This window comes from Thermus igniterrae ATCC 700962 (genome assembly GCF_000376265.1).
Taxonomy (GTDB): Bacteria; Deinococcota; Deinococci; order Deinococcales; family Thermaceae; genus Thermus; species Thermus igniterrae.
The window spans coordinates 1-7,604 of record NZ_AQWU01000024.1 but is presented as its reverse complement, the minus strand read 5'-3'; the positions used below and the strand labels follow the sequence as shown (position 1 = coordinate 7,604).

Annotated in this window: 12 protein-coding genes and 1 pseudogene; 12 read left to right on the top strand and 1 reads right to left on the bottom strand. The window is 67.0% G+C overall.

Annotated elements, in window-relative coordinates:
* From B128_RS12075 to lysS, 12 genes are all read left to right on the top strand, one after another.
* Window positions 1-311, top strand: a 311-nt coding sequence (locus B128_RS12075) for an EF-Tu C-terminal domain-related protein (protein ID WP_018110374.1), incomplete at its 5' end; no start/stop codon positions are given.
* 48 nt (window positions 312-359) lie between these two features.
* Entirely contained in the window at window positions 360-524 is a 165-nt protein-coding gene (gene rpmG, locus B128_RS0100625; protein ID WP_018110373.1) for a 50S ribosomal protein L33, read from the top strand.
* Window positions 524-706: a preprotein translocase subunit SecE gene (gene secE / locus B128_RS0100620; protein WP_018110372.1), complete on the top strand. Its 183-nt coding sequence runs from the start codon at window positions 524-526 to the stop codon at window positions 704-706. The genes rpmG and secE overlap by 1 nt, the downstream gene beginning before the upstream one ends.
* Complete coding sequence (gene nusG / locus B128_RS0100615; RefSeq protein ID WP_018110371.1) at window positions 703-1,257, top strand: transcription termination/antitermination protein NusG; 555 nt, start codon at window positions 703-705, stop codon at window positions 1,255-1,257. Before secE ends, nusG begins: the two co-directional genes overlap by 4 nt.
* A 44-nt stretch (window positions 1,258-1,301) precedes the next feature.
* Window positions 1,302-1,745 carry a 50S ribosomal protein L11 gene (gene rplK / locus B128_RS0100610; protein WP_018110370.1) on the top strand — a complete coding sequence of 148 codons (444 nt, stop codon included), beginning with the start codon at window positions 1,302-1,304 and terminating at the stop codon, window positions 1,743-1,745.
* Window positions 1,738-2,427, top strand: coding sequence for a 50S ribosomal protein L1 (gene rplA / locus B128_RS0100605; RefSeq protein ID WP_018110369.1), 690 nt, complete (start codon window positions 1,738-1,740; stop codon window positions 2,425-2,427). The genes rplK and rplA overlap by 8 nt, the downstream gene beginning before the upstream one ends.
* Before the next feature lie 208 nt (window positions 2,428-2,635).
* Window positions 2,636-3,157, top strand: a complete 522-nt coding sequence (gene rplJ / locus B128_RS0100600) for a 50S ribosomal protein L10 (RefSeq protein ID WP_018110368.1) — start codon at window positions 2,636-2,638, stop codon at window positions 3,155-3,157.
* 10 nt (window positions 3,158-3,167) lie between these two features.
* Window positions 3,168-3,545, top strand: a complete 378-nt coding sequence (gene rplL / locus B128_RS0100595) for a 50S ribosomal protein L7/L12 (protein WP_018110367.1) — start codon at window positions 3,168-3,170, stop codon at window positions 3,543-3,545.
* A gap of 66 nt (window positions 3,546-3,611) precedes the next feature.
* Window positions 3,612-4,187 (top strand): UbiX family flavin prenyltransferase, encoded by a 576-nt coding sequence (locus tag B128_RS0100590; protein ID WP_018110366.1) that lies wholly within the window; start codon window positions 3,612-3,614, stop codon window positions 4,185-4,187.
* Between the two features lie 37 nt (window positions 4,188-4,224).
* Window positions 4,225-5,343 carry an acyl-CoA dehydrogenase family protein gene (locus B128_RS0100585; protein ID WP_018110365.1) on the top strand — a complete coding sequence of 373 codons (1,119 nt, stop codon included), beginning with the start codon at window positions 4,225-4,227 and terminating at the stop codon, window positions 5,341-5,343.
* 44 nt (window positions 5,344-5,387) lie between these two features.
* On the top strand, window positions 5,388-6,179 hold the full coding sequence (locus B128_RS0100580; protein WP_018110364.1) for an isoprenyl transferase: 792 nt from the start codon (window positions 5,388-5,390) through the stop codon (window positions 6,177-6,179).
* A gap of 143 nt (window positions 6,180-6,322) precedes the next feature.
* Window positions 6,323-7,453, top strand: coding sequence for a homocitrate synthase (lysS, locus tag B128_RS0100575; RefSeq protein ID WP_018110363.1), 1,131 nt, complete (start codon window positions 6,323-6,325; stop codon window positions 7,451-7,453).
* 26 nt (window positions 7,454-7,479) lie between these two features.
* On the opposite strand, the pseudogene B128_RS13295 reads toward lysS, so the two are convergent.
* Window positions 7,480-7,587 (bottom strand): annotated as a pseudogene (locus B128_RS13295) (type II toxin-antitoxin system HicA family toxin); the annotation flags it as partial.
* Window positions 7,588-7,604 lie beyond the last annotated feature (17 nt).

The following is a 7,604-nucleotide window of genomic DNA, read 5'->3' as shown; positions in this document are numbered from 1 at the left end:
TATTGGCGAAGCCTGGGAGCATTACGCCGCACACGAAGTTTGAGGCTTCGGTGTACGTGCTGAAGAAGGAGGAGGGGGGCCGGCACACGGGTTTTTTCACGGGGTACCGGCCGCAGTTTTACTTTCGGACGACGGATGTGACGGGGGTGGTGGAGTTGCCCCAGGGGGTGGAGATGGTGATGCCTGGGGACAACGTGACGTTTGTGGTGGAGCTGATCAAGCCGGTGGCGTTGGAGGAGGGTTTGCGGTTTGCCATCCGTGAGGGTGGGCGGACCGTGGGCGCCGGCGTGGTCACCAAGATCCTGGAGTAAACCCTGGGGGGAGGAAACCCTCCCCCCATGGCCTTAGCGAGGTGAGGCATGGCCAGCGAGGTCCGCATCAAGATCCTCTTGGAGTGCACCGAGTGCAAGCGCCGCAACTACGCCACCGAGAAGAACAAGCGCAACACCACCTCCAAGCTGGAGCTCAAGAAGTACTGCCCCTGGTGCGATAAGCACACCGTGCACAAGGAAGTGAAGGTCTGATGTTCGCGCGGATCGTGCGCTACTTCCAGGAGGCTCGGGCGGAACTGGCCCGGGTCACCTGGCCCACGCGGGAGCAGGTCATTGAGGGTACCCAGGCCATTCTGGTCTTCACCCTGGTGGCCATGGTGGTTCTGGGCCTTTACGACCTGGTCTTCCGCTTCCTCATAGGGCTCGTGCGATGAGCATTGAATGGTACGCGGTCCACACCTACGTGGGGCAGGAGGAGAAGGCCAAGGCCAACCTGGAGAAGCGGGTGCGGGCCTTCCGCATGGAGGACAAGATCTTCCAGGTCCTGATCCCCACGGAGGAGGTGGTGGAGCTCCGCGAGGGGGGGAAGAAGGAGGTCGTCAAGAAGAAGCTCTTCCCCGGCTACCTCTTCGTCCAGATGGACCTGGGGGACGAGGAGGAGCCCAACGAGGCCTGGGAGGTGGTGCGGGGTACCCCGGGCATCACCGGCTTCGTGGGGGCGGGCAACCGGCCGGTGCCCCTTTCCCCGGACGAGGTGCGGCATATCCTCGAGGTCTCGGGTCTTTTGGGCAAGAAGGAGGCTCCCAAGGCCCAGGTGGCCTTCCGGGAAGGGGACCAGATCCGGGTGGTCTCCGGCCCCTTCGCGGACTTTACCGGCACCGTGACCGAGATCAACCCGGAAAAGGGCAAGGTCAAGGTCATGGTCACCATCTTCGGGCGCGAGACCCCTGTGGAGCTGGACTTCTCCCAGGTGGTCAAAGCGTAAAGGGCGTTTGCACCCCTAACTTGGGGGGAGCCTAGGAGGGAAAAATGAAGAAAGTCGTTGCCGTAGTCAAGCTGCAGCTGCCCGCGGGCAAGGCCACGCCCGCGCCCCCGGTGGGCCCGGCCTTGGGCCAGCACGGGGCCAACATCATGGAGTTCGTGAAGGCCTTCAACGCGGCCACCGCCAACATGGGGGACGCGGTGGTGCCGGTGGAGATCACCATCTTCGCCGACCGCTCCTTCACCTTCATCACCAAGACCCCGCCCGCCAGCTACCTCATCCGCAAGGCCGCGGGGCTGGAGAAGGGGGCCCACAAGGCGGGCCGGGAGAAGGTGGGGCGCATCACCTGGCAGCAGGTGCTGGAGATCGCCAAGCAGAAGCTTCCCGACATGAACACCACCGACCTGGAGGCCGCCGCCCGCATGATCGCGGGCTCGGCCCGCTCCATGGGGGTGGAGGTGGTGGGTATGCCGGAGGTGAAGGATGCCTAAGCACGGCAAGCGCTACCGGGCCCTCCTGGAGAAGGTGGACCCGGCCAAGGTCTACACCATTGACGAGGCCGCCCGCCTGGTGAAGGAGCTCGCCACCGCCAAGTTTGACGAGACCGTGGAGGTCCACGCCAAGCTGGGCATTGACCCCCGCAAGTCCGACCAGAACGTGCGGGGTACGGTCTCCCTGCCCCACGGCCTGGGCCGGCAGGTGCGGGTGCTGGCCATCGCCAAGGGGGAGAAGATCAAGGAGGCCGAGGAGGCCGGGGCCGACTACGTGGGCGGGGAGGAGATCATCCAGAAGATTCTGGACGGCTGGATGGACTTTGACGCCGTGGTGGCCACCCCCGACGTGATGGGGGCCGTGGGTTCCAAGCTGGGCCGCATCCTGGGCCCCAGGGGCCTCCTGCCCAACCCCAAGGCGGGCACCGTGGGCTTCAACATCGGGGAGATCATCAAGGAGATCAAGGCCGGCCGCATTGAGTTCCGCAACGACAAGACCGGGGCCATCCACGCCCCCGTGGGCAAGGCCAGCTTCCCCCCGGAGAAGATCGCCGACAACATCCGCGCCTTCCTGAAGGCCCTCGAGGCCAGCAAGCCCGAGGCGGCCAAGGGTACCTTCCTGCGCTCGGTCTACGTGACCACCACCATGGGGCCGAGCCTGCGGATTAACCCCCATTCCTAACCTAAGGGGCTTTTGGGGGGCTTTGGCCTTGACGCCAGGCCCCCTTTCCTTTAGACTCCGCTATGGCACCCCGGGCGCAAGCGCGCCCAGGCCAGAGACAGCGGGGGGCCCAAGGCCTTAAAAAACCCGCCGAGGCGCTTGAGGGGGAGCGTTTCGCAAAAGCCCAAAAAACCGGTCGGGGTTCCCCTGCCCCACAAGGGAGGAAGGCGTGCCAAACAAGCGCAACGTTGAGCTTCTTGCCGCCCTCAAGGAGAACCTTGAGCGGGCTCATGGCTCCTTCTTCCTGGTGAACTACCAGGGGCTTTCCGCCAAGGACACCCACGCCCTGCGCCAGGCCCTGAAGGAGAAGGGGGCCAGGCTCTTCGTGGCCAAGAACACCCTGATCCGCATCGCCCTCAAGGAGCTTGGCCTGCCCGAGCTGGACGGCCTCCAGGGCCCCAGCGCCGTGGTCTTCTACCAGGACCCGGTGGCGGCGGCCAAGGCCCTTTCCGAGTTCTCCAAGAAGAACCCCAAGGGCATCCCTGAGGCCAAGGGCGGGCTGTTGCAGGGCCAGCCCCTTTCCGCCAAGGACGTGGCCGCGCTGGCGGAGCTCCCCACCATGGACGAGCTCCGGGCGGAGCTCCTTGGGGTCCTGCAGGCCCCCATGGCGGAGCTTGTGGGGGTCCTGGGCGGTGTGGCCCGCGAACTGGTAGGCATCTTGGAAGCGTACGCGGAGAAGAAGGCGGCGTAGGAGGTAGAAGATGGCTTTGGACATTGAACGCATCAAGGAAGAGCTCTCTCAGGCTACGGTTCTGGAACTCAAGCAGCTCATTGACGTCCTCAAGGAGACCTGGGGCGTGACCGCCGCGGCCCCCGTGGCCGTGGCCGCGGCCCCTGCGGCGGCGGCCGCCGCGGCCCCTGTGGAGGAGAAGACCGAGTTTGACGTGATCCTCAAGGACGCGGGGGCCAAGAAGCTGGAGGTCATCAAGGAGCTCCGCGCCATCACCGGCCTGGGCCTCAAGGAGGCCAAGGACCTGGCCGAGAAGGGTGGCCCCGTGAAGGAGGGCCTGCCCAAGGCCGAGGCCGAGGAGATCAAGAAGAAGCTCGAGGCCGTGGGCGCGGTGGTGGAGCTCAAGTAGGCCCACCGCCCCACGGGGTGCCCCCCAGGCCCTTGGGCCTGGGGTTTTTGCCTTAGCATGGGGGGCATGGAGCTTCCCCGGGTGGTGGTGGGGATCACGGGGGCAAGCGGCATGCCCTACGCCCTGGACCTGCTCCAGGCCCTGCAGGGTCTGGCCGAGGTGCACCTCATCCTCTCCCAGGGGGCCAAGCGGGTGCTTTGGGAGGAGATGGGCCTGAGCCCCAAGGACCTCCACCCCCTGGCCAGCCGGGTGTACAAGGACCAGGACCTGGGGGCCCCCGTGGCCTCGGGGTCCTTCCTCACCCGGGGGATGGTGGTGGTGCCCTGTTCCGCCACCACCCTGGCCAAGATTGCCTTGGGGTTGGCGGACACCCTCCTCACCCGGGCGGCCTACGTGCACCTTAAGGAGAAGCGTCCCCTCATCCTGGTGCCCCGGGAGGCCCCCCTGCCCCTCCCCACCCTACGGGCCATGGTGGGGGCGGCGGAGGCGGGGGCGGTGATCCTGCCGGCAAGCCCGGGGTTTTACCACCGGCCCCAGGGCATCGGGGAGCTTCTGGCCTTCATCACCCAGCGCATCCTGGACCACCTGGGCCTCGAGGCCCAGCGCGCCCCCCGCTGGGGCGAGGGGCCTGTGCCGGAATGACGCTTTTTTGCCACCTTGCGGTGATACGATAGCCCTGATGACCCTGACCCAGGAACAACGGTTGGTGCTGGACACCGTGCGCAAGGTGGCCAAGGAGGTGCTCTGGCCCCTGGCCCCGGAGTACGACAGGAAGGGGGAGTATCCCTGGCCGCAACTGAGGGCCCTGGCGGAGCTGGGGCTTCTGGGCATGACCACCCCGGAGGCCTGGGGGGGGGTGGGCCTGGACTCCGTCACCTGGGCCCTGGCCCTGGAGGAGATTGCCGCCCACGACCCCAGCGTGGCGGTGATCCTCTCGGTGACCAGCGGCCTGCCCCAGTACATGCTCCTCCGCTTTGGCACCGAGGAGCAGAAGCGCCGCTACCTGGTCCCCCTGGCCCGGGGGGAGTGGATCGGGGCGTTTTGCCTCACCGAGCCTCATGCGGGCTCGGACGCCGCCGCCCTGCGCACCGAGGCCCGGAAGGTGCCCGGGGGCTACCGGCTTAACGGGGTGAAGAGCTGGATCACCTCCGCCGGCCAGGCCCAGCTCTACGTGGTCATGGCCCGCACGGAGAAGGGGATCAGCGCCTTCTTGGTGGAGAAGGATACCCCGGGGCTTTCCTTTGGCCCCCCGGAGGAGAAAATGGGCCTCCACGCGGCCCACACCGCGGAGGTGCGGCTGGACGGGGTGTTCGTGCCCGAGGAGAACCTCCTGGGGGAGGAGGGGCGGGGCCTGGCCTACGCCCTGGCGGGCCTGGACTCGGGGCGCATCGGGGTGGCGGCCCAGGCGGTGGGCATCGCCCGGGGGGCCTTTGAGCTGGCCAAGGCCTATGCGGATGAGCGGGAGCAGTTCGGAAAGCGCTTGCGGGAGCACCAGGCCATCGCCCACAAGCTGGCGGACATGCACGTGAAGATTCTGGCCGCCCGGGCCCTGGTGCTGGAGGCGGCCCGCAAGAAGGACCGGGGGGAGCGGTTTACCCTCGAGGCCAGCGCGGCCAAGCTCTTCGCCAGCGGGGTGGCCGTGGAGGTGACCCGGGAGGCGGTCCAGGTCCTCGGGGGATACGGCTACCACCGGGACTTCCGGGTGGAGCGCTACTACCGGGACGCCAAGGTGACGGAGATCTACGAGGGTACCTCAGAGATCCAGCGGCACATCATCGCCCGGGAGCTCTACCGCTAGGGGGGCTTCCCCTTCTCATCCTCCCGCCTTAGGGTGGATAGGGTATGCTCCGCCGCCTCCTCTCCCTTTCCCGGCCCCTCTACTGGTTCTACGAGCGCCGCCTCCTCCAGGAGGTGCGGCGAGGCCCCATGCCCCGGCACCTGGGCCTCATCCTGGACGGCAACCGGCGCTTTGCCCGGGCCCTGGGCCTTTCCCCCACCAAGGGGCACGAGTTCGGCGTGCACAAGGCCTACGAGGTGCTGGAGTGGTGCCTGGAGATGGGCATCAGGACGGTGACGGTCTGGGTCTTCTCCACCGACAACTTCGGGCGTTCCCCCGAGGAGGTGGAGGAGCTCATGCGCCTTTTCGTGCGGGAGGCGGAGCGCATGGCCGACGACCACCGCATCCACCACCACCAGGTGCAGGTGCGGGTCATCGGGCGGCGGGAGGGGTTTTCCCAGGAGGTGCTCCACGCCCTGGAGCGCCTCGAGGCCAAGACCCGGCACCACCAGGGCATGGTGCTCAACATCGCCATGGGCTACGGGGGGCGGGAGGAAATCGTGGACGCGGTGAAGCGCCTCCTGCTGGAGGCTGAAGAGGCGGGCCTTTCCCCGGGGCAGGTGGCCGAGGCCTTAACCCCCGAGGCCATCGCCGCCCGCCTCTACACCGCCGGCCTCCCTGACCCCGACTTCATCATCCGCACCTCGGGGGAGATCCGCCTCTCCGGCTTCCTCCTCTGGCAGTCCGCCTACTCGGAGTTCTACTTCGCCGACGTGCTCTGGCCCGAGTTCCGCAAGATTGACTTCCTGAGGGCGCTTCGCAGCTACCAGGCCCGGGAGCGCCGGTTTGGGCGTTGACAAAATGCGCCTTTTCGTATACCCTTACGGGCAAGATGCTGGCCCTAGAGAAAAAACTCGGCCGCCGGGGGGTAGGATAGCCCTCTAAGGGTTCCTTATCCCCCGGCCCGAGTTCGGGCCGGTTTTCTTTTGGGGAGGGGCGCATGCGGGAATGGAAGATTATAGACTCCACCCTTCGGGAAGGGGAGCAGTTTGAGCGGGCCAACTTCTCCACCCAGGACAAGATAGAGATCGCCAAGGCCCTGGACGCCTTCGGGATTGAGTACATTGAGGTGACCACTCCCATGGCCTCCCCCCAGTCCCGCAAGGACGCGGAGGTCCTGGCCTCCTTGGGCCTCAGGGCCAAGGTGGTCACCCACATCCAGACCCGCATGGACGCGGCCAAGGTGGCGGTGGAGACCGGAGTCCAGGGCATAGACCTCCTTTTCGGCACCAGCAAGTACCTGCGGGCGGCCCACGGGCGGGACATCCCCCGCATCATTGAGGAGGCCCGGGAGGTGATCCAGTTCATCCGCGAGGCGGCCCCCCACGTGGAGGTGCGCTTCTCCGCCGAGGACACCTTCCGCTCCGACGAGCACGACCTTCTGGCCATCTACGGGGCCATCGCCCCCTACGTGGATCGGGTGGGCCTGGCGGATACCGTGGGCATCGCCACCCCCCGGCAGGTCTACGCCCTGGTGCGGGAGGTGCGCCGGGTGGTGGGGCCCAACGTGGACATTGAGTTCCACGGCCACAACGACACGGGCTGCGCGGTGGCCAACGCCTTTGAGGCCATTGAGGCCGGGGCCACCCACGTGGACACCACCGTCTTGGGGATAGGGGAGCGCAACGGCATCACCCCCCTGGGGGGCTTCCTGGCCCGCATGTACACCCTGCAGCCCGAGTACGTGCGGGGCAAGTACCGGCTGGAGATGCTCCCCGAGCTGGACCGCATGGTGGCCCGCATGGTGGGGGTGGAGATCCCCTTCAACAACTACATCACCGGAGAGACCGCCTTCAGCCACAAGGCGGGGATGCACCTCAAGGCCATCTACCTCAACCCCGAGTCCTACGAGCCCTACCCCCCGGAGATCTTTGGCGTTCGGCGCAAGCTCATCATCGCCTCGAGGCTCACCGGGCGGCACGCCATCAAGGCCCGGGCGGAGGAGCTGGGCCTGCACTATGGGGAGGAGGAGCTCCACCGCATCACCCAGCACATCAAGGCCCTGGCGGACCAGGGGCAGCTTACCTTGGAAGAGCTGGACCGGATTCTGCGGGAGTGGATCACGGCGTGAGGCTAGAGTTTGCGGAACTCCTCCTCGATACGGCCGTCAGGGTGGACGTAGGGCCGGTGCCCTCCCTTGGCCATGCCCTCCGCGAACCCGAGGCGGCGGAGCTTCCGGGCCACCTCCTCCGGCCTAGGCGGCATCCACCCCTACCTCTACC